This is a genomic window from Methylobacterium aquaticum, from assembly GCF_016804325.1.
Taxonomy (GTDB): Bacteria; Pseudomonadota; Alphaproteobacteria; order Rhizobiales; family Beijerinckiaceae; genus Methylobacterium; species Methylobacterium aquaticum_C.
This window is the reverse complement of sequence record NZ_CP043627.1, coordinates 472638-498435: the sequence shown is the minus strand read 5'-3', so window position 1 is coordinate 498435 and position 25798 is coordinate 472638. Positions and strand designations below refer to the sequence as shown.

The 25798-nt window shown below is 70.6% G+C and carries 23 protein-coding genes; 10 read left to right on the top strand and 13 right to left on the bottom strand.

Annotated features, from left to right (window positions below):
- Positions 1 to 34: 34 nt before the first annotated feature.
- Complete coding sequence (locus F1D61_RS02265; RefSeq protein WP_203156341.1) at positions 35 to 574, bottom strand: TetR/AcrR family transcriptional regulator; 540 nt, start codon at positions 572 to 574, stop codon at positions 35 to 37.
- A gap of 84 nt (positions 575 to 658) precedes the next feature.
- Between F1D61_RS02265 and F1D61_RS02260 the strand changes: the two genes are divergently transcribed.
- Complete coding sequence (locus F1D61_RS02260) at positions 659 to 1195, top strand: PaaI family thioesterase (RefSeq protein ID WP_246775678.1); 537 nt, start codon at positions 659 to 661, stop codon at positions 1193 to 1195.
- Positions 1192 to 1890, top strand: a complete 699-nt coding sequence (locus F1D61_RS02255) for an SDR family NAD(P)-dependent oxidoreductase (RefSeq protein WP_203156339.1) — start codon at positions 1192 to 1194, stop codon at positions 1888 to 1890. The genes F1D61_RS02260 and F1D61_RS02255 overlap by 4 nt, the downstream gene beginning before the upstream one ends.
- A gap of 283 nt (positions 1891 to 2173) precedes the next feature.
- On the opposite strand, the gene F1D61_RS02250 is transcribed toward F1D61_RS02255, so the two are convergent.
- The 3 genes from F1D61_RS02250 to F1D61_RS02240 form a co-directional block, all read right to left on the bottom strand.
- Positions 2174 to 3217 carry a hypothetical protein gene (locus F1D61_RS02250; RefSeq protein ID WP_203156338.1) on the bottom strand — a complete coding sequence of 348 codons (1044 nt, stop codon included), beginning with the start codon at positions 3215 to 3217 and terminating at the stop codon, positions 2174 to 2176.
- Between the two features lie 1020 nt (positions 3218 to 4237).
- A complete protein-coding gene (locus F1D61_RS02245; protein WP_203156337.1) occupies positions 4238 to 6229 on the bottom strand; it encodes a methyl-accepting chemotaxis protein in 1992 nt (663 codons plus the stop codon).
- A gap of 250 nt (positions 6230 to 6479) precedes the next feature.
- On the bottom strand, positions 6480 to 7265 hold the full coding sequence (locus F1D61_RS02240; protein ID WP_203156336.1) for an SDR family NAD(P)-dependent oxidoreductase: 786 nt from the start codon (positions 7263 to 7265) through the stop codon (positions 6480 to 6482).
- A 200-nt stretch (positions 7266 to 7465) separates the two neighbouring features.
- On the opposite strand from F1D61_RS02240, the gene fliF reads away from it, so the two are divergent.
- From fliF to F1D61_RS02205, 7 genes are all read left to right on the top strand, one after another.
- Positions 7466 to 9169: a flagellar basal-body MS-ring/collar protein FliF gene (fliF, locus tag F1D61_RS02235; RefSeq protein ID WP_203156335.1), complete on the top strand. Its 1704-nt coding sequence runs from the start codon at positions 7466 to 7468 to the stop codon at positions 9167 to 9169.
- A gap of 292 nt (positions 9170 to 9461) precedes the next feature.
- Positions 9462 to 10085 (top strand): hypothetical protein, encoded by a 624-nt coding sequence (locus F1D61_RS02230; RefSeq protein ID WP_203156334.1) that lies wholly within the window; start codon positions 9462 to 9464, stop codon positions 10083 to 10085.
- Position 10086: 1 nt separating this feature from the next.
- Positions 10087 to 11403: a MotB family protein gene (locus tag F1D61_RS02225; protein WP_203156333.1), complete on the top strand. Its 1317-nt coding sequence runs from the start codon at positions 10087 to 10089 to the stop codon at positions 11401 to 11403.
- Entirely contained in the window at positions 11400 to 12713 is a 1314-nt protein-coding gene (locus tag F1D61_RS02220) for a chemotaxis protein MotC (RefSeq protein ID WP_203156332.1), read from the top strand. The genes F1D61_RS02225 and F1D61_RS02220 overlap by 4 nt, the downstream gene beginning before the upstream one ends.
- Positions 12710 to 14416 carry a hypothetical protein gene (locus tag F1D61_RS34760; RefSeq protein WP_203156331.1) on the top strand — a complete coding sequence of 569 codons (1707 nt, stop codon included), beginning with the start codon at positions 12710 to 12712 and terminating at the stop codon, positions 14414 to 14416. The genes F1D61_RS02220 and F1D61_RS34760 overlap by 4 nt, the downstream gene beginning before the upstream one ends.
- Before the next feature lie 158 nt (positions 14417 to 14574).
- Positions 14575 to 15741, top strand: a complete 1167-nt coding sequence (locus F1D61_RS02210; RefSeq protein WP_203156330.1) for a flagellar hook-length control protein FliK — start codon at positions 14575 to 14577, stop codon at positions 15739 to 15741.
- Positions 15698 to 16297 carry a transglycosylase SLT domain-containing protein gene (locus F1D61_RS02205; protein ID WP_432443284.1) on the top strand — a complete coding sequence of 200 codons (600 nt, stop codon included), beginning with the start codon at positions 15698 to 15700 and terminating at the stop codon, positions 16295 to 16297. Before F1D61_RS02210 ends, F1D61_RS02205 begins: the two co-directional genes overlap by 44 nt.
- A gap of 152 nt (positions 16298 to 16449) precedes the next feature.
- Here F1D61_RS02205 and F1D61_RS02200 read toward each other — a convergent pair whose 3' ends face one another.
- The 9 genes from F1D61_RS02200 to F1D61_RS02160 form a co-directional block, all read right to left on the bottom strand.
- Positions 16450 to 17169 carry a response regulator transcription factor gene (locus tag F1D61_RS02200; RefSeq protein ID WP_203156328.1) on the bottom strand — a complete coding sequence of 240 codons (720 nt, stop codon included), beginning with the start codon at positions 17167 to 17169 and terminating at the stop codon, positions 16450 to 16452.
- 442 nt (positions 17170 to 17611) lie between these two features.
- Entirely contained in the window at positions 17612 to 18052 is a 441-nt protein-coding gene (locus F1D61_RS02195) for a hypothetical protein (protein ID WP_203156327.1), read from the bottom strand.
- Positions 18049 to 19113 carry an EscU/YscU/HrcU family type III secretion system export apparatus switch protein gene (locus F1D61_RS02190; RefSeq protein WP_203156326.1) on the bottom strand — a complete coding sequence of 355 codons (1065 nt, stop codon included), beginning with the start codon at positions 19111 to 19113 and terminating at the stop codon, positions 18049 to 18051. The genes F1D61_RS02195 and F1D61_RS02190 overlap by 4 nt, the downstream gene beginning before the upstream one ends.
- Before the next feature lie 83 nt (positions 19114 to 19196).
- Positions 19197 to 20234, bottom strand: a complete 1038-nt coding sequence (locus tag F1D61_RS02185; protein WP_203156325.1) for a flagellar motor switch protein FliG — start codon at positions 20232 to 20234, stop codon at positions 19197 to 19199.
- Between the two features lie 4 nt (positions 20235 to 20238).
- The gene (gene fliN, locus F1D61_RS02180; protein WP_246775677.1) at positions 20239 to 20592 is read right to left on the bottom strand and encodes a flagellar motor switch protein FliN; all 354 of its coding nucleotides are present in this window, start codon (positions 20590 to 20592) and stop codon (positions 20239 to 20241) included.
- A 466-nt stretch (positions 20593 to 21058) separates the two neighbouring features.
- Positions 21059 to 21352, bottom strand: a complete 294-nt coding sequence (locus tag F1D61_RS02175; RefSeq protein ID WP_203156324.1) for a hypothetical protein — start codon at positions 21350 to 21352, stop codon at positions 21059 to 21061.
- Positions 21336 to 22283 (bottom strand): flagellar motor switch protein FliM, encoded by a 948-nt coding sequence (locus F1D61_RS02170; RefSeq protein ID WP_203156323.1) that lies wholly within the window; start codon positions 22281 to 22283, stop codon positions 21336 to 21338. The genes F1D61_RS02175 and F1D61_RS02170 overlap by 17 nt, the downstream gene beginning before the upstream one ends.
- A 45-nt stretch (positions 22284 to 22328) precedes the next feature.
- Positions 22329 to 23201, bottom strand: a complete 873-nt coding sequence (gene motA / locus F1D61_RS02165) for a flagellar motor stator protein MotA (RefSeq protein WP_203156322.1) — start codon at positions 23199 to 23201, stop codon at positions 22329 to 22331.
- A 79-nt stretch (positions 23202 to 23280) separates the two neighbouring features.
- Positions 23281 to 23709, bottom strand: a complete 429-nt coding sequence (locus F1D61_RS02160) for a flagellar biosynthesis repressor FlbT (RefSeq protein WP_203156321.1) — start codon at positions 23707 to 23709, stop codon at positions 23281 to 23283.
- A gap of 377 nt (positions 23710 to 24086) precedes the next feature.
- Here F1D61_RS02160 and F1D61_RS02155 point away from each other — a divergent pair, with 377 nt between their 5' ends.
- Positions 24087 to 25511 carry a flagellin gene (locus F1D61_RS02155; RefSeq protein WP_203156320.1) on the top strand — a complete coding sequence of 475 codons (1425 nt, stop codon included), beginning with the start codon at positions 24087 to 24089 and terminating at the stop codon, positions 25509 to 25511.
- Positions 25512 to 25798: the final 287 nt, after the last annotated feature.

Below are 25798 nucleotides of genomic sequence, written 5' to 3'. Positions count from 1 at the left end.
CACGCGAGGGTTACCAAAAGCCTGCCGGCCTGCCTCAAGCTTCCGTGAGCGCTCCCCGCCCGGCCGCCAGGATCTCGTCGGACAGGGCGGGATCGTCCACCGCCCGGGCGAGCATCACGGCGCCGACGAGCTGGGAGATCGCTGCGAGCGCTGCCGCCCGGTCGCGGTCGGGCATGGCCTCCTGCATCCGGGCGAGCCGCGCCTCCACCCCTTCCGTAAAGGCGCGTCGCACGGGGGCCGGCTGGCGCGCCGCCTCGCTGCCGAGCGCCGCCAGCGCGCAGCCGCTGCCCGGCCGGTCGCGGTGCGACGCCGACAGGTAGGCGGCGACGAAACCGGCGAGATCCTGCGCCTTTCCGGGCTCCCGCGGCGCGGGCGCCAGCGCCTGGGCCAGGGCCTGGGCGGCGAGATCCTCCTTCGAGGCGAAGTGGCCGTAGAAGCCGCCATGGGTCAGGCCGGCGGCCTCCATCACCTCGGCCACCGTCACGGCGGCGAACCCCTTCTCGCGAAAGAGGCGGCCGGCCGCCTCGAGGATCCGGCGCCGGTTCTCCTGGACCTGCTCGCGCGTCACCCGCATCCTGCGATCCGCTCCGTTGACTTCATTGAGGACGACGATCATCAATATCGTATCATGATTGATGTCATGTCAGAAGGAGGGAGCATGGAATCCAGCGCGGTTCCGGAAGCGCCTTTGCGGGAGCGCCGCGTGACCTGGTCCGATCCGCGGGCGATCGCCAAGGCCGGGCAGGGGCTCGCCGGGCTCGATTTCCTGCGGGCGCTGATTGCCGGCGCGGTGCCGCCGCCGCCGATCGTGGCGCTGATGGGCATCACGCTGGCCGAGGCCGAGCCCGGCCGGGTGACGATGCGGATGCCGGCGGGCGAATACCTCTACAACCCGATCGGCAGCGTCCATGGCGGCGCGCTGGCGACGTTGCTCGACAGCGTCATGGGCTGCGCCGTCCACAGCACCCTGCCGGCCGGGCGCGGCTACACCACGCTCGAGATCAAGGTGAACTACCTGCGGGCGGTGACGGAGGTCTCCGGCACCGTCACGGCGACCGGCCGGGTGGTCCATGCCGGGCGCCGCCAGGCCGTGGCCGAGGCGAGCCTCACCGACGCGGCCGGCCGGCTCTGCGCCACCGCCAGCACCACCTGCCTGGTCTTCGATCTGCCCCCCGCCCGGGAGGAACGTCCGTGAGCCTGCCCTACCGCACCGCCCTCATCGTCGGCGCCGGCGCCGGCATCAGCGCCGCGCTCGCCCGGCTTCTCGCCGTCGAGGGCTTGCGGGTCGGCCTCGCCGCCCGCGACACCGGAAAACTCGCCGACCTCGCCGCCGAGACCGGGGCCGCGACCTTCGCGACTGACGCCGCCGACCCGGGGGCGGTCGAGCGGCTGTTTTCGGAGGCCGATGCCCGGATCGGCGAGCCCGACGTGGTGATCTACAATGCCAGCGCCCGGGCTCCCGGCCCGCTCGCCACCCTCGATCCGGAGGCCGTGCGGCGGGCCATCGAGGTCACCGCCTTCGGCGCCTTCCTGGTCGCTCAGGCCGCGGCGCGGCGCATGGAGACGCGCGGCCACGGTGCGCTCCTGTTCACCGGCGCCACCGCGGGGGTGAAGGGGTTTGCGAACTCGGCCGCCTTCGCGATGGGCAAGTTCGCCCTGCGCGGCCTCGCCCAGAGCGCGGCGCGCGAACTCGGCCCCAAGGGCATCCACGTCGCCCACATCGTCGTCGACGGCGTGGTCCGCAGCGCCCGCCGCCCCGACCCGGCGGACAAGCCCGACAGCACCCTCACGCCGGGGGGCGTGGCCCGCGCCTATCTCGATCTGCTGCGCCAGCCGCGGGATGCGTGGTCGTTCGAGGTCGATTTGCGGCCGTGGGTGGAGCGGTTTTGAGGGGTGGGGGCCAGCCGGCGCGGCTCCTCGCGGTTCGCTTAAGCAATCGCGAGAATCTTTGAAGCAACATGGTCGGTCTGCTTATCGCGGGCCTCCAACGCATGCGCAGCACGCAGAGTGTGCTCCATGACTTGGCGCAGTTAAAGGCTCTCGACGCTCCTCATCCGCTTTCGACTTCATGCGTTCAATCGGCGTATCAGTCCTCTGCGCGAAAATTATGTGGTTGTCGGCGTCATTCTCGTTCCGAAAGATTGTTTCTGCTCTTCGCATTGCTGGAGCCTCGTCACCGGCATGCTTCCATCGTGGTGCGGTGCCAGCAGCCATCGGCCTGCCGATCCCAGCCCCAGTTATTGGGTGGACGTTCAACATTGCAGATGAATTGTACGGTTTTATTTTTGGAACAGAACGTACCGCCTTTGTATTGATCGAGCTTGGGATTGCTCCACCTTGTTGTACTGATCGTCTTTCCTTGAAGGATTTCGCCAAGATATATTGACGTGATTCGCCAATGCGATAGCTCTGGATCAAGGCGGACGCTGGAACCGGCTCCGACCTTCCGATGGTTGGACTGAATGATTGCCTTCAAGCGCGGCAAGAGCTCAAAATCTACCACGCCCCCCTTCTGCCCGAATACGATGTGGCCAGTGTTCAGATTGCGCACGTCGTCATCCGCGCAGAACTCCTGTGTAGCCCGATCGTCGTAACCGGGGCACCAACCAGGATTGGCCTGTTTTTCGAAAGGCGCATTGCGACCTACGTTGACTTGGTAGAACCATGTCTGCGGCGGATAACCATTTCCTCCGGTCGAGCTGAGAATGAATGAGTATACGTATTGACCATATTGATTTTGACAATCTTTAGAAGTAGAAAAATACTGTGGTTGCAACGTGATCGAGGCAAATAACGAGCCAACTTCGCTGAGTGGAGCGGACGCCTGCAAGCCCTGAAGGTCGTCTGATCCGGCACCCAAGAACATATCACGTTCCACGCCACAGACGTTGCCAGCTTGCGCAAGTTCGTAGACGTTCGTGAAACCGTCCTGCGTCGGTGAAAAAACCACTCGGCCGTAACCGTTGGCAGTGGTCCAGCCCGAGGCTGGTGCATTGACGGCCGGTGCAAGGTTCTTGGGGATACTCCACTGGGCCAGGCTCCAGCGCGGCGGCACGTTGGCAGGACCGCTGATGCCAAGATTGGTGCCAGGCTCGGGTGTCCCTATGATCTTCACGGTCGGCCCGAATGGCTGCAACAGCGGCGACTGCTGAGCAATCGCAACTGTAGAGCTGAGCACAGCAATAGAAATTACTGGAAAGACCAAGAATTTCCGCATGTCTTCTCCTCAAGGTGCGCAGATTCTGGAAAAAGCGCTTTCATATTAAATCGGCAAACTGTTTTTGTGTTCAAATTCAGGAATTTTGACAAATTCGAGATCTCGCATCTGTTAACTCCCTGTAAGCAATTTGCGCGAACCAGAAAATGGTTCCCCCGCTGTGGAAAATAGATAAAACATCGAAAGTGCGGACCCTATAATGGGAATTGCCGTGCAAATTAGCGACACGTTTTTTGTACCGGCTGCGCCCTGTCATACTCCACCGTCATCGCCTTATACCTCTGGCCCGCAAAGGCTCCAGCCTACCGGTGACGATGCGACGACGTGTTCATTTGGGATCCTCCCGGACGGGCGACGCTGACCGCCCAGGCCTGTTTGGAGCCGACCCTTTCTTGACATGGCAGTTCGGCCTGTTCAAATCTAGGGCACTTCACGATGGCGTCGCAATCACGAAGCTCTCTAGATCTTTGGTTTTCATGCATTTTCTGCGACGAAACAGCACTGTTTTGTCGGGATATACTCTGGTTTCCGCGAGTTCCTGACAGGCGGTGAGTTTCGGTCTGGTTTTCGGACAAGTCTGTCTCATGCTGCGCTTCTTGGCCGACCTCCGCGTCTCGACTCCCAGCCAAACCACCAAAACAACTCACCGAGACCCAGGCCGCCGGGTTAATCATCAAGCCGCACCGCCTCGTCACCGGGACGGTTTCGGGGTCCACCGATGTCGGGCAAGCGCCCAGGGTTCTCATGCCTGCTCGACTGGTTCGGCCGCAACGACATGGAGGCGCGCGCGACCGTTGCAAAAGTTCGAGGAGCGCGGCGTGCGGTAATTTGCCCGGCGCTGGGCGGGGCGACCTGGCGAGTTCGCTGGGCAAGCTGACGATTGGGTTTGATCACCGGGGTCGCGGAGTTCGGGCGCCTCTACTGATCGAGCCGACCCGGGCCGGGTTGAGCCGACTGTCGATTTCCATCCAGAGCAGCCCCTCGCACAGCCAACTGACTTTGATCCCAAACGGACAACTCTCACGCCGCCCGCACCGCCTCCAGAAATCCCTGCACCTGGCCACGCAAACGCTCGGCTTGACCCGCGAGTTCCGAGGAGGTCGAGAGCACCTGGGTAGCAGCGTGGCCGGTCTCGCGCGCGGCCTGCGACACGCCCGCGATCGTCGCGGTGACGTCGCCGGTGCGGGTCGAGGCTTGGTCCACCGATGTGACGATCTCCCGGGTCGCGCAGCCCTGCTCGCGCACGGTGCCGGCGATGGCCTCGGCGGTGTCGCTCACCGCGTGGATCGTCGCGGTGATCCCGGCGATCGCCGTCACCGCCCGCCCGGTCGAGGCCTGAATCCAGGCGATCTGCTCGGAAATCTCGGCCGTCGCCTTGGCGGTCTGGCCGGCGAGCTGCTTGACCTCGGCCGCCACCACGGCAAAGCCCCTTCCCGCCTCGCCGGCCCGCGCCGCCTCGATCGTGGCGTTGAGCGCGAGCAGGTTGGTCTGCTGGGCGATGCCTGAGATGAGCGCGAGCACGTCGCCGATCCGGTTGGCCGCGCCAGCGAGGTCGGCCACGATCGTGCCGGCCTGCGCGGCCTCGGCGACGGCGGCCTTCGAGCGCTCAGCCGAGGCCGCGGCCTGGCGGTCGATCTCGGTCACCGAGGCGCCGAGCGTGCCGGCCGCGGCGGACACCATCCGGACGTTCCGGGCCGCATCGCCCGCGGCCTCGGCGACGCAGGCCGAGCGCCGGGCGGATTCGCCCGCGGTGGCGGTGAGCTGGGCTGCGGTCGCCTGCATCTCGGTCGCCGCCGCCGAGACCATGCCGACGACCTCGCCCACCGCCCGGTCGAAGCCCCGCACCAGGTCGTCCACCGCGCCGGCCCGGCGCTCGCGCTCGGCCTGGCCGGTCGCCTCGGCGGCGCGCAGGCGCTCGGCCTCGGCGAGGCCGTCACGGAACAGCCGGACCGAGCGGGCCATGGTGCCGACCTCGTCGCGCCGCTCCGTCGCCGGCACGTCGGCGTCGAGATGGCCCTCGGCGAGGGCCTGCATGGTGCGGTCGAGGGCGGCGAGCGGCCGGCCGATATGCCGGGCCAGCGCCCAGGCGACGGCGAGCGCCGACAGCGCGGCGAGGCTGAGCACCCCGAGCAAGGTCAGCGCGGCCCGGTGCCGGGCGGCGACCAGGTCCGCGATGTCGAGCGCCACCTCGATCGTGCCGATCGCCTGGCCGGCATAGGTGACGAGCGGGCCGGCCGTCACGGCGGTCTCCCGGCCCGAGAGCAGGGTCTCGCGCCAGGCGATCGGCCTGGACGTCGCTTTGGCCGCCGCCTCGGCATGGCCGGCGGGGTCGAGCAGGGTTTTGTCCGAAAACGTCGCCGCCAGGGTCGCGGGCATGCCGTCCTTGACCAGGTGGACGGCGAGATCGACGCCGAGCCGCTGCTTCAGGTCGGCGAGGAAGCCGGCACCGATCGGGCTGCCGACATCGACGATGCCGACCGTCGCGCCGTCCCGCATGACCGGCACCGTCGCGAAGAGCGAGATCGTGTCGCGCCCGGGCTCGAGGCCGGTGGCCGGCCGGCCGCTCTGCAGCACCGCCCGCACGGTGGCGCGGCGGGCGAGCACCGAATCACCGTGGGCGTTCGGCGTGTGCAGCCGCGCCAGCGCGAGCCCGTCCGGGCGGAAGAAGCTGACGAGCCGCAGGTTCAGCCGCTCGGCGAGCGGCGTCCCGAGCGCCGCGTAGCGCGCGAGGATCGCCGGGCGGTCGCCGCTCCGCAGCGCCTCGCCGATCGCCGGATCGTGGGCGAGGCTCGTCGCGGCCGCGAGCGCCCGCTGGCCCTGGTCGGCCATCGCATCCGCCACCGCCCGGTAGCGCTGGTCCAGCGCGGCGGCGATGGCGGCGTCGGCGGCCTGTTGCTGCTGCCGATAGGACATCCAGCCGAGAAGCGCGGTCGCCGTCAGCGAGCAGGCGAGCAGGGCGGCGGTGAGCTTGCCTCCGATGGAGCGCAGAGCGGGCAGGCGTCGCGAGATCATGGCAGGGGCGAGTGGCCTCGACAGGTCGGGGGCGACCGATTCGAACCTGTCGATCCGACGTTAAGGGCGCGTGAAGACTGGATCGTGTCAGGTCATGACCGGCGGACTGACCGTCGGTCGACTGCGTCGGTCATTCCCCGGGGGAAGCCATTGCAGGGCGAAAGCCTGCTTCGCCCGGGCCCAATGCCGAAGCGCGATCCATATCCCGCGCCTCATCTTCCCGCGGGCGGGTCGCGATGCCGCCTCGTCCTCACGCGCGGTAGCGCGCCGCGGCGTGTGCTTGCGCGAAGTTCGGCACCATCGCCCGGCGCGCCGCCTCGAAGGCCTGCCATTGTCCCTCGTCCGGCAGGGACGGGATCGTCACCGCCTCGCGCCGGTCGAACCCCTTGAGCGCGGCATCGACCATCTCTGCGACCTCCATCACGCCCGGCAGGCTCTCCACCGCCCGCCCCGAACGCTCCCAGATCTCGGTGCGGGTCGCGGCCGGCAGCACCGCCTGGACGTAGACGCCGCGCGGCCCGAGCTCCGACTGGAGCGCCTGCGACAGGGTCAGCACGTAGGCCTTGGTCGCCCCGTAGACGCCGGGCAGCCATTCGGGGGCCAGCGCCACCACCGAGCCGATATTGACGATGGCGCCCCCGCCCCGGGCCAGGAAGCCTTGCGCGGCGGCGCCGGCGAGCCGCGTCAGCGCCACCACGTTGAGGTCGACGAGGCGGTATTGCGGCGTGAGGTCGGGGTCGGAAAAGCCCGCCGGCGCCGCCGCGCCGGCATTGTTCACGAGCAGCCCGATCCGGGCATCGTCGCGCAGCCGCGCCTCCACCGCGGCGAGGCCCGACGGATCGGTAAGGTCGGCTGCCATCACGTCGACCGCGACGCCGGTCTCCGCCGTCAGGCGCGCCGCGAGCGCCGCGAGCCGGGCGGCGTCGCGGGCCACCAGCACCAGGGGATGGCCGCGCCGGGCGAGGCGGTCGGCATAGGTCGCGCCGATGCCGGACGAGGCGCCGGTGATCAGGGCGGCGGGCTTGTGGTCGCTCATGGGTCATGCTCCGGATCGGCGGTGTTTCATGATCACCGTCATGAAAATATTGATGACAATCATCATCGAAACCGTCAAGCGACCGGCCCGCGGCCGCGTGCGCCGGCGCACAAGGGTGCCGCAACCTCCGCACAAGGCAGGGGCGGCAAGAGAGCGATGAGGCAGTGTCGCCTGCGCTGGGACGGGATTGGCGAAAACAGATGTCCGGTCGCGAGCAAGCCGAGAGGCTCTGGAGCAACATCGTCGAACTCGGGCCCCGGCGCCTCGCCGCGCTCGGGGTGATCGGCCTCGTGGTGTTCCTGGCGGTGGGCCTGGGGGCCTATTACCTGAGCCGTCCGGCGCAGGAGACGCTCTATACCGGCCTGTCCCGCGAGGACGTGGCGCGCATCGGCGGCGTGCTCAAGGATGCGGGCATCCGCTTCGACGTGAGCGCCGACGGCGCCGCCGTGCTGGTGCCCTACGGCAATACCGCGCAGGCCCGGATGCTGCTCGCCGAGAAGGGCCTGCCGCAGAGCTCGAAGTCGGGCTACGAATTGTTCAACGACCTCGGGTCGCTCGGCATGACCTCGTTCATGCAGGAGGTCACCCGGGTCCGCGCGCTCGAGGGCGAGATCGCCCGCACGATCCAGGGCATGAAGGGCGTGCGCGCGGCGCGGGTCCACATCGTGCTGCCGGAGCGCGGCTCGTTCCGGCGCGACCAGCAGCCGCCATCCGCCTCCGTGGTGGTGCGCACCGAGCCCGCCGACGACCGCAGCGGCGCCCAGGCGATCCGCCAGCTCGTCGCCTCGGCGATTCCCGGCATGAAGCCCGACCGGGTCACGGTGATCGGCTCCGATGGGACGCTGCTCCTGTCGGGCGACGACGGCGCCCAGGCCCCGACCGGCAAGATGGCGAGCCTGGAGAAGGACATGAGCCGCGAGGTGCAGGACCGCATCCGCCGGGCGCTCACGCCCTATCTTGGCCTCGGCAACTTCGAGGTCAGCGTCGCGGCCCAGCTCAACACCGACAAGACCTCGACCAGCGAGACGATCTACAACCCCGACCAGCAGGTCGCCCGCTCGGTCCGCTCGGTGCGCGAGAACGAGAACAGCCAGAACCGCAACTCCCAGCGGCCGACCAGCGCCCAGCAGAACCTGCCCGACCAGCGCACCCGCTCGGACGGCAACGACACCGCCAGCAACGAGACCTCCAAGAAGGAGGACCTCACCAACTACGAGATCGGCCAGAAGGTCGTGCAGACGGTGAGCGACGGCTACGCGCTGAAGCACCTCTCGGTCGCGGTGCTGGTCAACCGCTCGCGCCTCGCGGCGCAGGCCGGCCAGCCGGGCCAGGACGCCGCCACCGTCAACCTCGACAAGCAGATCGCCGAGATCGAGCAGATCGTCGCCTCGGCGGCCGGCGCCAGCAAGGATCGCGGCGACACGGTCAAGGTCGCGGCGGTGGGCTTCATCAACGACGGCCAGTCCATGGAGCCGGTGCCGCCGCTCAGCATCGCCGACGTGATGATGCGCCAGTCCGCGACCCTCATCAACGCGGCCACCATCCTGGTGGTGGCGGGCCTGCTGATCTGGTTCGGCCTGCGCCCGGCGCTCCGCGCCATCCTGGCGGTGCCGGAAGCCGCCCAGACCGAGATCGCCGCCCTGGAGGCCGCGGGGGCCGCCGCCGCGCTGCCGGGCGCCGCGATGGCCGAGGCCGGCGCCCTGCCGGCACCCGGGCAGGCGATCCCCGGCCAGGCGGCGCTCGCCGGCCCCGACGGGGTGCCCGCCATGGCAAGCCTCATCGAGGACATGGCCGAGAAGGCGAAGAACTCGCCGCAGAAGCGCCTGGAGCAGCTGATCGACCTCGACGAGGAGCAGGTCGCCGCCATCCTCAAGCGCTGGCTGATGCGTGAGGAAATGGCGTGATGGATACGCCGATCGCCCGCTACCTGCCGGAATTCCCGCCCGCTCCGGTTCCCTCCCAGGCGGCCGCGGCCCCGGCCTTCGGCGATCCCTGGGCCGGCCTCGCCCGGGCCCCGCGCGCCCCCTGGCGCTCCCGGTCCCGGCCCCCTCGGACGCGATCCTGGTCGAGCCGGTCCAGTCGGACCGCCCGCCCGTCGGGCTGCTCGACGGCCCCCCGGCGGATTGGCAGGACGGCCTGCTGCCGCGTCCGGCCAAGCCGAACGTGACATTGCCGGCCGTGACATCGCCGACCGCGATGTCCCCGATCGTCCTGGCTCCCGCAGCAGTCCCGCCGCCCGTCGCCGAGCCGAGCATCGTCGCCTCGCCCTTCGTCAAGCCGCCGGCTCCCAGGCGCGAGACCCCTGAGGAGCGCGCGGCGCTCCTCGCCGAGGCCGAGGAGCGCGGCCGGCAGCAGGGCCTGGCCGAGGCGCGGGAGGAGGCGGAGATCGCCCGCCGCCGGGCGGCGGAAGCCGCGGAACACCGCCTCGCCGAGGCGCGCCGGCACTGGAGCGAGGCCGAGGCCGAGGCCCTGGCCGACGGCTTCGCGGCGGCTTTGCGCGCCCTCGACGCGACCCTGTCCGACCGGATCGCCCGGCTGCTGGTGCCGGTGCTGACCGACGCCCTGCGCCGGCAGGCGGTGGCGGAGCTGAGCGGCGCGCTGACGCGGCTGCTGGCCGAGCCGCAGGCGGCGACCGTGCGGGTGAGCGGGCCGGAAGACCTGCTCGCGGCGCTCGCCGCCCGCCTCGGGCCGCTCTCGGCCTTCGTCTCGTTCACCGCGGCCGAGACGGCGGACGTGCAGGTGAGCGCCGACCAGACCGTGATCGATACCCAGCTCGGCGCCTGGACGCGCCTCATCGCGGCGGCGGTGGCGGAGACCTGAGATGTCCGAAGGCCATCAGGAAATCATCATCATCAAGCGCCACGGCGACCACGAGGACGGCCATCACGGCGGCGCGTGGAAGATCGCGCTCGCCGACTTCATGACCGCCATGATGGCGCTGTTCCTCGTGATGTGGCTGATCAACTCCACCAGCAAGGAACAGAAGCAGACCATCGCCGAGTATTTCAACCCGGTGAAGCTCGCCGAGGTCACCCACGACAAGAAGGGCCTTCGCGATCCCCACGACACCCCGTCCGAGCCCGGCGCCGAGGGCGGCAAGGCCGAGGGCAAGGGCGGCGAAGGCAAGGGGGACGGCAAGGGCGAGGGGAAGGCCGGCGACAAGGCGAGCGAGGCCGCGCCGGGCAGCCGGTCGCGGGAATCGGCCCTGTTCCAGGACCCCTACGCGGTGCTGGCGCGGCTTGCCGCCGAGGGCGACCGCGGCGACACGGCGAGTTCCGACGCGGCCGCGGTCGAATCCGGCCAGCCCGGCATCAGCGGCGGCGACGCGGCGCGCGATCCGTTCGATCCGCTCTACTGGCAGGTCGAGCCGCTGCCGCGCCACCGCACCGAGCGGCCGGGCAAGGTCGGCACCGCGGTCTCGGCCCCGTCCGAGAACCGCCTCGACGCCGCCGGCCAGATCGCCGCAAGCCAAGTCGCCGCCGCCAAGCCCCGCGACTCGAAGGACGCGCCCACCCGCGTCGCCTCGGCCGAGGACGGGCTGCCGCTCACGCCCAAGGATCCGGCCAAGGACGCCAAGGACGCCGCGAAATCGGCCGCCCTCAAGGCGCCGGCCTCCATCGATGCCCCCAAGGATCAGGTGAAGGATCAGGCGAAGGAGAAGGCCGCCGAGACCGCCGCAGTCGCCGCCATGAAGGCCGAGATCGCCAAGGCGGTGGCGCCGCTCGCCACCGGCACGCCGACCCCGAAGGTCGAGGTGCGCCGCTCGGGCGAGGGCATCCTGATCAGCATCACCGACGAGATCGACTTCAGCATGTTCGGCGTCGGTTCGGCCGAGCCGACCCCGAAGGTCGTGAAGGCGATCGAGAAGATCGCCAAGGTGATCAACAGCCGGCCCGGCCGCATCGTGGTCCGCGGCCATACCGATTCGCGGCCGTTCCGCTCCGACACCTACGACAACTGGCGCCTCTCGACGGCGCGGGCGCAGATGGCCTCCTACATGCTGGTGCGCGGCGGCGTCGACGAGTCCCGGATCGAGCGCATCGAGGGCTATGCCGATCGCCAGCCGCGCAATCCCGCCGATCCGAAGGCGGCGGAGAACCGGCGCATCGAGATCCTGGTCCGGGGGCTGCCCGAATGAGCCGCCGCGTCACGGGCCTCGCGCTGGCCGGGCTCCTCCTCGCGGCCGGCCTCTCGACGGCGCTGCCGGCCCGCGCCGCCGGGGACGGCCATGGCGGCGGCCATGCCGCGCCGGCCGCCGATTCCCACGGCGGGGGAGGGGACGGCCATGGCGGGCCGCCGCCCAAGCCCATCGAGCCGCTGCCGGTGGCACCCCGCGGCCTGCCGGTCGAGATGGTGCGCACGCTCCAGCTCCTCCAGGACCGGATCGCCCGCGGCTCGACCCAGGCCCATCTCGCCCAGCGCCAGCTCCTCGGCCATATCGAGCAGCGCCTGCTCGCCCTCGATCCCGAGGCCTGGGCCAGCCCCGAGAACGTGCGGGCGGCGGTGACCTTCGCGCTCAGCGGCGGCGGTCCGGCGGTCCTGCGGCGGATACGCGAGGCGGCCAAGCCATCGGAGGACGACGCGGCCCTGGTGCGCGGCGCGCTCGCCTATCTGGAGGGCCGCGAGCGCGAGGCCCGGACCCTGCTCGGCCGCTTCGATCCGCGCAGCCAGCCCCCCGGGCTGGCCGGCCAGCTCGCCCTGACGCTTGCCGCGGTCACGGTGCGCGAGGCGCCGCGCAAGGCGATCGAGCTCCTCGACCTCGCCCGGTTGCTGGCACCCGGCACCCTGGTCGAGGAGGGGGCTCTGCGCCGCGAGATCTTCATCCACGCCCAGGGCGGGGATTCCCTGCGCTTCGAGGCTTTGTCGATCCAGTACCTGCGGCGGTTCCGCCGCTCGGTCTATGCCGGCAATTTCCGCCAGCGCTTCGCCACGGCGCTCACCCGCCTCGACTTCGACAGCGACCGCGCCCGCGTCGATCGCCTCGAGCGGATGCTGGACGAGATCGAGCCCGGCGAGCGGCGCGACCTCTATCTCCTGGTCGCCCGGGCCGGGCTCGACCAGGGCCGGCGCGAGACCGCGACCTTCGCGGCCGAGCGGGCGCTCAGCCTCGCGGCGACCGACAGCGAGGCCGCCGCCCGGGCCCGGCTCTACCGCGCCGCCGCCCTGATCGTGGTCGACGGGCGCTACGAGGACGGGCTCGAGGGCTTGCGTGCCGTCGACCCGGCCGGGCTCGACGCGCCCGACCGCACCCTCCTCGACGCCGCGCTCTCCACCGCCCGCCAGATCCGCGGCGGCGCGCCGCCGGCGCCCGCGGCCGCACCCCCGCCGCCGATCGCCGCGGCCGCCCCCGCCGACGGCAAGCGCCAGATTCCCGAGGCCGCGTCGATCGCCCGGGCGCGCGAAGCGCTCGCGCAGGTCGACCGGATGATCGACAGGACCGACCCGTGACTCCCCTCGACGCCATGCTGACGGGCCCGCGGCCGCGCCTCGACGGCGCCCGCAATCCCGGCGACCCGACCCCGCGGGATTCCGGCGGCGGCTTCGATGCCGTGCTCGGGCTCCTCGAGAAGGGCGAGCGCCCCGCGCCCGCGACCCCGCCCGAGGCCGGCACCGACCCGGCCGCCGGGACCGCACCCGCGCGCGCCGAGGCGTCCCCGCCTCCGACGACCCTCGGGACACTCCTTGCCAGTGCGGTCTCGGCCAGTGCGGTCTCGGCCGGCACCCGCGCGAGCGTGACCTCGCGACCGGGTGATGCGGACCTCGCGGCCCTGATGGAGCGGGCCGCCAACCGGGCTCCCGTGCCGGGTCCGGCCGCGACCGTGCCGGCGGGACAGGCCGCTGCCGCGGCGGGAGCGCTCGCCGTCCCGGCCGGGCTGTCGGCTGCCACGGACCTTCGCCCGGAGGCGACGCCTGCCGCCGTTCCCGCTTCCACGCCGGAGATGGTCGCCGCGCCCGTCTCCCCCGCCGCCCCGCCGCCCTCCACCCCGGCGCCGGTGCAGGCCGCGCCGGTCTCTCCGCAGCCTGCGATCCTCCCGAACCCGGCATCGCGGGGGACGCCGATCGCGCGTCCGCAGCGCGAGGCGGCGCTGCCCCACCCGGTGCTCGCGGGCGCCGTGGCGGATGCGCCGGAGCCGGCCTCGCGCCCCGAGACCGCGGCCGTCGTCCCGGACCGGGACGGCGCGGGCCCCGATACGCAGGCCGCCCCGGCACCCGAGCCGGCGGTCGCGGCTCCGCTCGCCGCCCTGCCGTGGCCGGTGCGGACCGATGCGGCGATCCCGGTACCGGTGCAGCCGGTGCCCGCGACCCTGGCCGGTACCCCGGCCCCCGCATTGCCGCAGCGGGCTTTCGACTCCGCCGGCGATTCGGTCGGCAGCTCGGCCGCGTCCGCCGCTGCGGCGCGGCCGGCCATGACCGTGATCGCGCAGGAGACGCATTTCGCTCCCGTCGCGACGCCCGCCCTCGCGGCACGCCCGGCCTTCGCCGCACCGGGAACGGCGTCGTCCCCGGTCGCCGGATCGGCTCCCGCGCCGGCCGCCGGTCCCGTCGTCGCCGCGCCTTCGCCGGCCGCGTCGCCGACCGTGGTCCCGCCTGCCGCCGCGGCCGCGGTGCCGACCAGGCCGGAGGCGGCCGCCGCTGCCACCAATCACCGGGTCGCCGCCGAGGCGGAGCAGGCCGCTGCGCTCCCCGCCCCGGCCCCGCGCGGGACGGCAAGCTCCGCTTCCGCGCCGGGAGGCCCGGCCTCCCGGGAGACCGTGGCGGCCGCCTCGCCGCAACCCGCCATGCCGCTGCCCGGATCGGTCGGCGGCCCGGTTCCGGCCGGCCAGGCAGCGGCGCCGGAGCCTGCTTCCGTCGACCAGATCCCCGCCGGCCAAACTCCTACGAGCCGAGCCCCCGTCGACCAAGCCCCCGCCGCGGTGCCGAACGCCTCTCGCCCGCCGCGCGACGCCCTGATGCCGCCTTCCGTGGGTGTAGCGGGATCGCCGGCCCCGGCCGAGCGCGTGGCGACGATGGCGCCCCGACCCGAGCCAAGCGCGCCGGCCATCGGCCACCCGGCTGCGATGCCCACCGCGGCGGGCGGCGCGCCGGCGACCACCATCGGGGCCGCCGGGCCGACGGGTGGAGCGGTCGCCCCCCGCAGACACCTGGCATGACCGGGATCGCGGAACCGCCGCGTCGAACGGAAGCCGAGCCCGCCGCGCCGGCATCCGAGGCCACACCTCCGCAGGAGTCGACGTCTCCGCTGGCGTCGATGCCGTCGCAGCCGCCGAAATCCGCGCAGGACGCTCAGATTTCCCAGAACGCGACGCCCGTGCAGGAAGCCAAGCCTGCGCCGGAGGCCAAGCCTGCGCCGGAGGCCAAACCCGCGCCGGAGGCCAAGCCCGCGCAGGAGGCCAAGCCTGCGCCGGAAGCCAAGCCTGCGCCGGAGGCCAAGCCCGCGCCGGAGGCGAAGCTCGCGCCGGAGGCCAAGCCTGCGCCGGAGGCCAAGCCTGCGCCGGAGGCCAAGCCTGCGCCGGAGGCCAAGCCCGCGCCGGAGGCGAAGCTCGCGCCGGAGGCCAAGCCTGCGCCGGAGGCCAAGCCTGCGCCGGAGGCCAAGCCTGCGCCGGAGGCCAAGCCTGCGCCGGAGGCCAAGCCCGCGCCGGAGGCCAAGCCCGCGCCGGAGGCCAAGCCTGCGCCGGAGGCCAAGCCCGCGCAGGAGGCCAAGCCTGCGCCGGAGGCCAAACCCGCGCCGGAGGCCAAACCCGCGCAGGAGGCCAAACCCGCGCAGGAGGCGAAGCCGCATCAGGAGACCAAGTCCGTCTCCGAGACCAGGATCGCCGCCCCGGCCACGCCCGGCGAGCGCCGGGCCGAGGAGGCGGCGGCGAGCGTGTCCGCTCCCGTCGCCGCGGCGGAACCCGCTCCGGCTCCGGCGGCCTTGCCCCTCGCCACCCTGCGCCAGATCGCCGATGCGGTGGCGACCGGGGCCGCCTCCCTGCCCGATCCCACCTCGGTCCGGGCCGGGGCGGTCGCGGCGGCCTGGAGCGCCGCCGCCCAGGCGGATGGACCGGTCCGGCTCCTGACGCTGCAGCTGCGTCCGGCCGAGCTCGGCCAGGTCATGGTCCGGATGCGGCTTCAGGACGGGCGCCTGGAGATGGACCTGCGCGCCGAGCGCGAGGAGACCGCGGATCTCCTGCGGCGTGACGGCGGCCTCCTGAGCGCCCTGGTGCGCGAGGCCGGCTACCAGCCCGATCTCGTCACGGTCCAGGCCGGCCGCCTGCCGGGCCAGCCCGACGCGCTGCCGCAAGGCGCGCCGCAAGGGAGCGGCCAAGGCGGCCAATCCCCGCCGTCCTTCGCGGGCGGGCAACAGCATGGCGGCGCGAGCCCGGACCAGCCGGCCCGCCGCACCCCGGACGCGCCCGAGGAAGGCGGACGCCGGACCATGGAGCAGAGAGATGATGCGCATTCCGGCAATCGCGACCGCGGCGCTCTTTACCTTTAGCGCCGTCTCGGGCGCGCAGGCCGCCGCCACGGTCTCCGGTGCCGCCAAGGCGCCGCTGCCGGCGACCGGTAACGTCTGCGAGCAGCAGATGGCGCAGGCCGCGGCGCGCCACGGCGTGCCGCTCGGCATGCTCTACGCCGTCGGGCTGACCGAGAGCGGCAACCGCGGCTCGCTGCAACCCTATGCGATGAATATCGGCGGCAAGGCCTATTTCGGCGCGAGCGCCGCCGACGTGATCCGGCGCCTGGGCGAGGCGCAGGCCAGCGGCGTGCGCCTGGTCGATCTCGGCTGCATGCAGATCAACCATCACTATCACCGGGCGAAGTTCGCCTCGCTCGAGGCGATGATCGACCCGCGCCAGAACGTCGAATACGCGACGATCTTCCTCAAGGAGCTGAAGGCCCGGGAGGGCAGCTGGACCCTGGCGGTGGCGCGCTACCACGCCGGCCCGAACAACAACCCGGCCCAGAAGCAGTATGTCTGCCGGGTGATCGCCAACATGGTGGCCTCAGGCTTCGGCCAGTGGACCCCGGGTGCCAAGACTTTCTGCAAGTAAGGCCGTTCTGCAAGTAAGGCCGTTTTGCAAGTCGTGCATTCGGGCGACGAGGTCGCGGCCCGTCGGTATTTCGTGCGTATGCCCGGGAGGAGCGCCGTCCGCTCCGTCAGGCCGGAACCCCGCGGGATCCGGGACGGCGTGGCGGCCGGCCCTCACCCCACATAGGTGTAGCCGATGTAGCGCTTGGCCTCGATCGGGTCGTGGCCGAGGGCCTGGGCCAGCTTCTTGCGCAGCTTGCTGACATGGCCTTCGACCACGCTCTCCTCGACGCCGTCGCTGTAGACGCCGTAGACGCCGTTGAAGAGCTGGGTCTTGGTCACCCGCCGGCCACGGTTGCGGACCAGGAATTCCAGGATGTGCCGCTCCCGCCGCGGCAGGGTGAGGGGTACGCCGTCGATCTCGGGGTCGCGCCCGTCGAAGAACACCTTCAGCCGCTCCGCTCGCGGGGCCGGCGCCGCCGGCATGTCGTCCGGGGCGACGGTGGTCGGTGGGTGGTCTTGCGCCGCCTCCCCGTTGACCCGGCGCCAGATCGCCTCGGCCCGGGCCAGGATCTCGCGGACATGGACGGGCTTGGGCAGCACGTCGTCGATGCCGGCATCGAACAGCACCAGGGTCTGCTCCAACGACCGCGAATCGGCCAGCGCGATGATCGGGGCGCGGGATTGCCGGCGGATCGCGCTGGCGCAGCGGGCCCGCTCGTCGAAATCGCCCAGCAGGAAGCCCTGCACCGCGTCGAGGTCGCTGCGGGACGCCGATTCGATCCAGCTCGTGAACTCCTCCGGGGAAAGAGAAAAGGACGATACTCCTTCCCGGTCGAATCCGGCCTTGAAGCCCGCATTCACCGATTTCCTGGCATCAACCAAGAAATACATCTGTCGTACCCTCATCGACCCCGGTCGAATCGCGCCGCATCGACCTGTGCCCCGTCCTGCCGAGCCGTGCGAACCTTGGGTCGCTCCGGGCCCGGCAGTGCCGGCGCCGGTCCGAATTGCCTGCGGTCCGCGATTTGCCTCGGACGAATTCATGTCTGGGTGGTCGCGGCCGGTCAATGACCGCCGCGCCGCAGCAAGCCCGCTTCGCAGGACTTTTTTTAGGAAACCCGGGGGGTGTGTACTGGGGGGCGCGTTACGGCCAGGTTAGTTCGACCGGGGGCGGGCACCGCCGATTCGGTCGCAAACCATTAATCTATCGATGAATTCTATGGTCGAGCCCGATCCCGGACGGGGTCGCGGACGCTCTCGGCAATGTGGCGAAATCAAGGGGATGGCGCAAAAATCTTCGCGGTCCGGTCCCGTCGTGACGGGACCCGATCTCTCAGGACAGCCGGGCCTCCGAGAGGGCGCGGGCGAAGGTGTCGAGGCGCAGGGGCGGGCCGTCCTCGGCCAGGATGCGCTGGATCGCGACCCCGACGAAGCAGCCGTCGAGGACGAGCTTGAAGAACACCGTCACGGGCTTGGCCGCGAATTCCATGTCGAGCACCACCTGCATCGACCGGCCCCAGTCGAGGCAGACGTCGGCCGCATCGGCATAGGTGAGGGTCGCGTCCTTGAAGAACGGCTCGGCCGAGGAGGCGACGAGGTCGGCGATGTTGCCGTGGCGCTCGCCCCGCACCCAGCCGATCAGCACGCTGCCGTCGAGCAGGCAGAACTCGGAGATGAAGTCGCGGAGCGCCGTCGCGAAGACCTCCTCGGCCGCCGCGATCACGTCCCGGGTGATCGGCCGGGCCTGCGCGAGATCGTGGTCGTGAGGGATCATCGTTGTCTCGCGAACAGGAAGAACAGGATCTGCGCGACCGCGCGGTAGAACTCCGCGGGAATCATCTGGTCGACCTGGACAGCATCGTACAGCGACCTTGCGAGAGGCTTGTCTTCGATCACCGGGATGCCCTTCTGCTCGGCGATCTCGCGGATGCGCAGGGCGATGAGGTCCTGGCCCTTGGCGAGCACGATCGGCGCCGGGCCCTCGGAGGGCTCGTAGCGGAGCGCGATCGCGAAGTGGGTCGGGTTGGCGATCACCACGGTGGCGCGGTCGACCTGTCCCAGCATCCGCTTGCGGTTGCGGTCCTGGGCGAGCGAGCGCAGGCGCGCCTTGACGGTCGGATCGCCCTCGATCTGCTTGTGTTCGTCCTTGATCTCCTGGCGCGACATCTTGAGCGAGCGCTGCCAGCGCAGGCGCGCCCAGACGAGATCGCCGGCGACGATCACGATGGTGGCGATGCTGACGGCCGAGACCAGGCGGATCGCGGTCGTGAGGATCAGCTCGGGGAGCTGGCTCGGGTCGACGAACATGGCACTCACGGCTTTGGCCTGTTCCGAGCGCAGGAGCAGGAGGACGACGAGACTGACCGAAGAGACTTTAAGGACGGCTTTCAGGAACTCGACCTGGCCGGAGCGGCCGAAGATCCGTCCCCAGCCCGAGGCCGGCGAGACGCGGTTCCATTTCGGGGCGATCCGGTCGGAAACGAGGCTCGGGACGTTCTGGGCGAGGGAGGCGACGAGCCCGAAGCCGGTGAGGACCAGCAGGATCGGCGTGAGGAAACGGGCGAGCGCGAAGCCGGTTGCGTGCATCAGGGTCAGGGCGTCCTCGGCCGAGGCCAGGGAGAAGCCCCCCGGATGGTCGAGGAACGACGAGAGGTCCCGGGCGAGCGCCGCCGCCTGGCCCCGCACCACCAGGCTCAGGCAGACCAGGAGGCCGAGGATCGAGGCGAAGACCGGGGCCTCGCGGGAGAACGGCACGTCGCCCTTCTCGATCGCGTCGCGCACCTTCCGCTCGGTGGCGGCCTCGGTCTTGCTCTCCTGGTCGGTCTCGTCAGACATGCGCGGCCGCGCGGGGCGCGAACCCCGCCCCGGCCGGAGCGACGGGCCGTGGGCCCGGCATCGCCCCGCTCAGCGCGCGCCGTTCAGCGGATGAGGGCTTCATCCTCGCCTCCCGGGTTGATCTCGATCTCGCCGCGGCCCGCCATGTCCATGGCGAGGTCGGTGATGCTGCGGCGCGCCTCCATGACGTCGCGCTGGGCGGCCGGGTCGCCGCCGTTGAGCTCGTGCTCGACCATGCGGCGGACGCGGGCCGACAGCGCGCTCAGCACCACCGTGCGGAACTCGGCGTCGGTGCCCTTGAGGGCCAGCACCAGGCGGTCGTTGGGCACCGCGTCGAACAGGGTGGTGCGCGCGCGCGGCGCCAGCTTGACGATGTCGTCGAAGGTGAAGAGCAGGCCCTTGAGGATCTCGACCGATTTCGGCAGCGTGTCGGACAGGCTGGACAGCGCCTCGTCCATCTGCTGGCGGTCCATCTTGTTGATGATGTCGGCCATCTTGGCGTGGGTGTCGGCGCCGGAATTGCGCGACCCGTTGATCAGGAAGTCCTCGTGCAGGGCACGCTCGACCGCCTGCATCACGTCGTCGGTCACCGGTTTGACGTTCAGCATCCGCCGCATCACGGTGTTGCGCACCGGCAGCGGCAGGTGCCCCATCACCTTGGCGGCGATGGCGGGCTTGACCTTCGACAGGATCAGGGCGGCGGTCTGCGGGTGCTCCTTGACGAGGTAGCTCGCCAGCGAGCTCTCCGACACCGTCGCCATCCGCTCCCAGACCGAGCGGTTGGCGTTGCCGCGCAGGTCGGCCAGGATGTCGGCGACCTGGTCGGCCGGGAGCAGGCCGGTGAGGAGCTTCTCGACCTCGTTCACCGTGCCGACGAGGCTCGAGCCGCTGGCGAATTCCTCCGCGAAGCTCTCGACCACGGTGTCGAGCAGGTCGGGGCTCACCGCGCCGAGCCGCGACGCCGACTGGGTGATCCGCTTGATCTCGTCCGGCTCGAAGTACTTCAGCAGGCGTCCCGCCGCGGGCTTGCCCATGGCCAGGAGCAAGGTCGCGACCTGGTCGACGGGCGCGAGCTGGCGGGAGCCGCTGCGCAGGGCCGGGGGGGACGCCGCAAAGTTCACGCGATCAGCCGTTCTGTGCGGCGTCGGCCGGGCCGACCACCTCGGTCAGGGACACGCCGAAGCGGGAATTCTCCTCCTCGACGATGACGATCTCGCCCCGGGCGATCACCCGGCCGTTGACCATCACGTCGACGGGCTCGCCGACCCGGTGGTCGAGGGAGACGATCGCGCCGCGGCCGAGCTTCATCAGGTTGGCCACCGGCATGGTGGCCGAGCCGAGCACCACCTGCACCAGGACCGGGATGCGCAGGATCGAGTCGAGGTTGCGCCCGTCCTCCGCCGGCTGGGCTCCGGTCGAGGGGCCCTGGCTCGGGAAGGCGGGGCTGGCGCCGGCATCGGGGAAGGGGCTGGTGCTCATCGCGGGCTCGCGTGCAGGTCTCGACGTGTTCCTGACAGTCGTAAAGGCTCAAGCTGATCCGAGGCTTGCGGCGCGACCAGCTTGTCCCCGACGGGCCGGGGCGTGGCGCCGCCGGGAGACACGGGGCCTTCCGGTGCGGGCCGGGCGTCGTCCCGCTTCGCCACGGCCCGGGCGGGACGCGACGGAGCGGACCGTCACTATCCGACGAAAACGATACCGATTCGTGCAGGCGATGCGGCAAAGTCGAAGATGGACGAGAGCATGAACCCTCCCCGGGCCGTGCGGGGAGAGGTGTTGCGCGCGCTCTTCCCTCTCCCGCGGGCGGGGAGAGGGGAAGCCCGCGCCTTTTCCTCATCTCCGGACAGCCTTGACGCAGAGGGGGAGGGGGCACGCTCTCGGCCGTCGCTGCCTTGCCTACGCAGCCATCTTTGTCGTGGACCGTGTGGCACCGCGATCGGGCGCCGCCCTAGCGGCCCGCCCGCTCCGGCGCCGCGTCGCGCCGGCCGGCCTCGAGGGCGTCGAGCGTCGCCCGCGCCTCCTCGATCTTGGCGCTCAGGGCCTCGAGGATCTCCCGGCCCTCGCCGGCAAAGCTGCGCACCGCCTCGCCGGCGCTCGCGAGCGCGTGGCCGGATGCCGCGACCGCCCGTCCGTACTCGGCCTGGGCGCGGTCGAGGCGCTTGAGCTTCAGGTAGAGCGGCAGCACGCAGGCATTGGTGCCCACCAGGGCGGCGAGCAGCACTCCGTCAACCAGCGAGACCATGCTCCGCCCCTTCCTTGTCATGGATGGCCTCGTCGATGCGAAGGACGTAGGCCCCCTGCGACTGTCCGGCATGGCACCAGAACAGCGGCTTGTCGTTGCCCTCGAGCTTGATGCGCGTCGCCGGCGTGGCGTCGAGGGCGATCACCTGGCCGACCTTCAGCCCGGCGATCTCGCCCAGGCTCAGGTGGCGCTCCTCCAGCACGGCGCGCAGGTGCACCGTGGTCTTCTGCACCTCGGCGGCGATCTGGCTCGTCCAGCGCGGGTCGCGGCGGGTGCTCGTCTCGCCGGTCAGCACCTTGGCGAGGCTCGGGCGCAGCGGGTTGAGCACCGATTGCGGGATGATGATGAACATCTCGCCGCCGCGGCTGAGCGCCTGGATGGAGAACTTGGCCTGGATCGCCTTGTTGGTGCGCCGGCCGATCACCGCGAACTCCATCCGGGTCTCGGTGCGCTCCAGGGTGAAGGCGGTCTTCGAGACGAGGCCGAAGGAGGCTTCGAGCGCCCGGCCGACCTGCTCGAAAATCATCTGGGCGATGCGCAGCTCGATCGCCGAGAAGGCGCGCTCGTCGTCGACCGGCTGCTCCGAGCCGTCGGCGCCGAACAGCACCTCGACCATGGTGAAGATGAAGTCGCGGTCGAGGCCGACCAGGATGTGGCCGTCCCAGGCCGGGGCCTGGAAGATGCCCACCACGGCCTTCGAATCGTAGGCGTCGAGGAACTCGCCGAAGCGTCCGGTCTCGACGCCGCCCAGCGCGTAGAGGATCGACGAGGAGGCGAGGTGCTTGAGCCCGTCGCCGCAGGCGGTGGCCAGGCGGTCGAAGATGAGCTGCAGCATCGGCAGCCGGTCCAGGGAGAGGCCGGCGGCCTCCTGGATGCGGGCGCGGATGTCGGCGGGGTTCTTGAGGATCGCCGGTTCCGAGGGGCTGGTCATGGGTTGGATGTCCCGGCTCTCAGGCCGCTTCGCGGTTCATCGTGATCAGGCCGCTTCGCGGTTCTGGGCGCCCGGCACGGTCGCGGCCTCGACCTCGTCGATGGTCGGGCGGTCGGCGGCGGCGATGCCCTTGCGGCCGTGCTCGATCGCCACCTGCGGCAGGGCGCCGTTCATGTAGGCGATCAGGCTCTGCTTCACGATGGTGTAGACCGAGCACTGCTTCTCGCGCACGCCCTTCACCTTGATGGCGAGCGGCGCCAGCACGCCGTAGGAGGCGAACACCCCGAAGAAGGTGCCGACCAGCGCCGCGCCGATCAGGCCGCCGAGGATCTGCGGCGACTGGTCGAGGGCGCCCATCGCCTTCACGATGCCGAGCACCGCCGCGACGATCCCGAGCGCCGGCAGCGCCTCCGCCACCGTGTTGATCGCCCCGTAGGGCTTCAGCGCGTACTTCTTGTGGGTGCCGATCTCCTCCTCCATCAGCGCCTCGATCTCGTGCGAGCGGGCGCCGCCGATCAGGATCAGCCGGCAGTAGTCGCAGATGAACAGGACCAGGCCCTGGTCCTTGGTCACGTCCGGATAGTTCTTGAAGATCTCGGAATTCGAGGGGTCGTCGAAATGGGTCTCGACCTCGTTGCGCGGCTTGGTCTTGATCTCGCGCAGCAGGGCGTGGAGCAGGCCGAGCAGGGACAGGAAGTCCTTGCGCTTCGGGCCCTTGCCGCTGAACGCCTCCATGGTCGCCTTACCGGAATCGACCACCGTCTTCATCGGGTTGGCGATCACGAAGGTGCCGGCCGCCATGCCGCCGATGATGACGAATTCCCAGGGCTGCCAGATCACGATCAGGTGGCCGCCCATGGCCACGAAGCCGCCGAGCATGCAGCCGATGGCGATGACCAGGCCGACGATGATCCCCATGTCCTGCGATGCTCCGTCTTGATGCGTGACTGCTGTAAGGCCGGTGGCTTGCGTGGGGCTTTTTCGGCCCCCGTCCCGGTCAGGCCGCCGGGCCGGCCTTGATCGCCCGGCGCAGGGCCGACAGGGCCTCGATCAGGCGCCCGGCCTCGACCAGGGCGGCGACCCGCTCCAGGCTGTCGCGCTGGACCGGCCCGACCTCCGAGTGAGGGTCGAGCAGCGGCGGCAGGCTCGCGGCGAATGCCGCCCGCCACGCCGGTGCCGCCTCCGGCTCGATCAGGGCCTGCTGCACGCAGTAATAGAGCCGCTGCAGCGGCGTGCGCGCCGTCTCGGCCGAGAGGATCTGGCTCGGCAGCAGCAGCGCCTCGGCGAGGTGGATCTCCGCGCCGAAGGCGTCGTGCGCCCGGATCAGGGCGCCGTTGAGGAAGAACGTGCCGCCCTTCTTGAGGACGATGCGCGTCGGTGTCGTATCGGCCTTGCCGCGAGGGGTGGGCCCGGGATGTCCGCTCATGCCCCCGGATAGCCGCGCTGCCTTGCCCGGGCCTGTCCGACGGCAATTCCTGCCGAGCGCCGAGGGGACATTCCTGCCGGGCGGCGGGTGTGTGGATAGCGGGTATTACCGAGGGCTTAATCGCTTGCTAAGGGGCGCCCCCCGATAGTGCCCCTGTCGGCGGCGCCCCAGCAGGGCCGTCCGGCAGGCGCAGCGGATGGGCTCTCCCCGGGCCCAGAGACATGATGTCGAGCCGCTGCCCCCGGTGAGAATCCGGATGTGTCGAAGCGCAGTCGGCCGGACCCTGGCGTCCGAGGGCATGAAGCCGTTCCGCTGCACCGGTGTGAGCCCGGAACCTTGCACATTCCCGCCACGCTCGAAAACCGGAACCCCTCGCCGTGACCAGCCTGCTCACCAACAACGCCGCGATGACGGCGCTGACCACGCTCAAGAACATCAACCAGAGCCTCGACACGACCAGCAACCGGGTCTCGACCGGCCAGCGCGTCTCGGCCGCATCCGACAACGCCGCCTACTGGTCGATCGCCACCACGGTGCGCACCGACAACGCCTCGCTCGGCGCGGTCAAGGACTCGCTCGGCCTCGGCTCGTCGTCGGTGGACACGGCCTATAACGGCCTGAACTCGATCCTGTCCGACCTGCAGAACATGCGCGCCAAGCTGCAGACGGCGCTGACCCCGGGCGTTGACCGCACCAAGGTGCAGGTCGAGATCGCCGCGATCCAGTCGAAGATGAAGGCGACCGCCGATTCCTCGAACTCGAGCGGCCAGAACTGGCTCTCGGTCAATTCCGCGACCAGCAACACCGCCTACCAGGCGACCCAGAGCGTGGTCGGCGGCTTTGCCCGGGCGGCGAACGGCAACATCACGTTCTCGCAGATCGGCGTCAACGTCCAGAGCATCAAGCTCTACGACACCAACTCCACCAGCGTGAACACCGCGGCCACCAGCGCCCAGTTCACGGCCACGACCGCGCTCACCGGCACGGCCGGCTTCCGTCCGGGCGCCGCCGCGGGGACCGCCGGCACGGCGGATTTCAGCGGCAACAACGAGGTGTCGTTCAGCCTCGCGGTGGCCGACGGCACCTCGACGACCGCCGGGATCGTTATCAACAAGGCCGCCCTGCAATCGGCCGCCAAGGACCTGACCAAGGTCACCACCGACGAGTTCCTGTCGGCGATCAACAACCAGATCACGGCGAGCGCCATCGGCGCCAACCGAGTGCAGGCCTCGCTCGACACGTCCGGGCGCCTGACCTTCCAGACGGTAGCCACCGGTTCGGCCGTGACGCTGTCCCTGACCAACGTCACCGCCTCGACCGGCAAGACTCTGATCGACGTCGGCTTCTCCACCACGGTGCCGAGTTCGGGCAGCAACGCCAACGGCGTGGGCACCGCGGCCGGGACCACGATGGCCCAGGGTATCCTGGATACGGCGAACAACACCTACACCAACACCGGCGGCGGGTCGTACTCGATCGCCAACTTCAACATCTCGACGCTGGTCGGCACCAACGGCGACCTCGACCTCGGGCTGATCATCTCGGCGGTCGACAAGGCGATCGGCAAGGTGACGGATGCGGGCACGAAGCTGGGTGCGAACAAGACGCAGATCGACGGCCAGAAGACCTTCGTCGATACGCTGATGAAGGCGAACGACCGCACGATCGGTATCCTGGTGGATGCGGACGTAGAGGAGGAGTCGACGAAGCTGAAGGCGCTGCAGACCCAGCAGCAGCTAGCGGTGCAGGCGCTCTCGATCGCCAACTCGGCCAGCCAGAACGTCCTCTCGCTCTTCCGTTAAGCGGGGGAGGCCGGCGGACCGCGGAGCGGTCCGTCGGCCAGCGCGACGGAACCAGGCCACGTCCCCGAGGGCGTGGCCTTTTTTGTTCGTCGTCGCGGCATGATTAATGGTTGTTGGATATCGTAGTGATTTGTTTATCAAAAACCGGTTATTCCTCAAGGTCATTACGCGGTTTAAAATTGAGCAATCTTCTGTCTGTAGACAGAAACAATCGATGAGGGCGACGGCGAAGTCGGCGCCGCGTCGGTGTCGGCGCAGCGGATGGGCTCTCCCCTAGTCCAGAGACA

Bases quoted from the DNA above. Each gene is read 5' to 3' on its own strand.
- F1D61_RS02265 (WP_203156341.1), bottom strand. From the start codon at position 574: ATGCGGGTGACGCGCGAGCAGGTCCAGGAGAACCGGCGCCGGATCCTC.
- F1D61_RS02260 (WP_246775678.1), top strand. From the start codon at position 659: ATGGAATCCAGCGCGGTTCCGGAAGCGCCTTTGCGGGAGCGCCGCGTG.
- F1D61_RS02250 (WP_203156338.1), bottom strand. From the start codon at position 3,217: ATGCGGAAATTCTTGGTCTTTCCAGTAATTTCTATTGCTGTGCTCAGC.
- F1D61_RS02245 (WP_203156337.1), bottom strand. From the start codon at position 6,229: ATGATCTCGCGACGCCTGCCCGCTCTGCGCTCCATCGGAGGCAAGCTC.
- F1D61_RS02240 (WP_203156336.1), bottom strand. From the start codon at position 7,265: ATGAGCGACCACAAGCCCGCCGCCCTGATCACCGGCGCCTCGTCCGGC.
- fliF (WP_203156335.1), top strand. From the start codon at position 7,466: ATGTCCGGTCGCGAGCAAGCCGAGAGGCTCTGGAGCAACATCGTCGAA.
- F1D61_RS02230 (WP_203156334.1), top strand. From the start codon at position 9,462: ATGTCCCCGATCGTCCTGGCTCCCGCAGCAGTCCCGCCGCCCGTCGCC.
- F1D61_RS02225 (WP_203156333.1), top strand. From the start codon at position 10,087: ATGTCCGAAGGCCATCAGGAAATCATCATCATCAAGCGCCACGGCGAC.
- F1D61_RS02220 (WP_203156332.1), top strand. From the start codon at position 11,400: ATGAGCCGCCGCGTCACGGGCCTCGCGCTGGCCGGGCTCCTCCTCGCG.
- F1D61_RS02205 (WP_432443284.1), top strand. From the start codon at position 15,698: ATGCGCATTCCGGCAATCGCGACCGCGGCGCTCTTTACCTTTAGCGCC.
- F1D61_RS02200 (WP_203156328.1), bottom strand. From the start codon at position 17,169: ATGTATTTCTTGGTTGATGCCAGGAAATCGGTGAATGCGGGCTTCAAG.
- F1D61_RS02195 (WP_203156327.1), bottom strand. From the start codon at position 18,052: ATGATCCCTCACGACCACGATCTCGCGCAGGCCCGGCCGATCACCCGG.
- F1D61_RS02190 (WP_203156326.1), bottom strand. From the start codon at position 19,113: ATGTCTGACGAGACCGACCAGGAGAGCAAGACCGAGGCCGCCACCGAG.
- fliN (WP_246775677.1), bottom strand. From the start codon at position 20,592: ATGAGCACCAGCCCCTTCCCCGATGCCGGCGCCAGCCCCGCCTTCCCG.
- F1D61_RS02175 (WP_203156324.1), bottom strand. From the start codon at position 21,352: ATGGTCTCGCTGGTTGACGGAGTGCTGCTCGCCGCCCTGGTGGGCACC.
- F1D61_RS02170 (WP_203156323.1), bottom strand. From the start codon at position 22,283: ATGACCAGCCCCTCGGAACCGGCGATCCTCAAGAACCCCGCCGACATC.
- motA (WP_203156322.1), bottom strand. From the start codon at position 23,201: ATGGGGATCATCGTCGGCCTGGTCATCGCCATCGGCTGCATGCTCGGC.
- F1D61_RS02160 (WP_203156321.1), bottom strand. From the start codon at position 23,709: ATGAGCGGACATCCCGGGCCCACCCCTCGCGGCAAGGCCGATACGACA.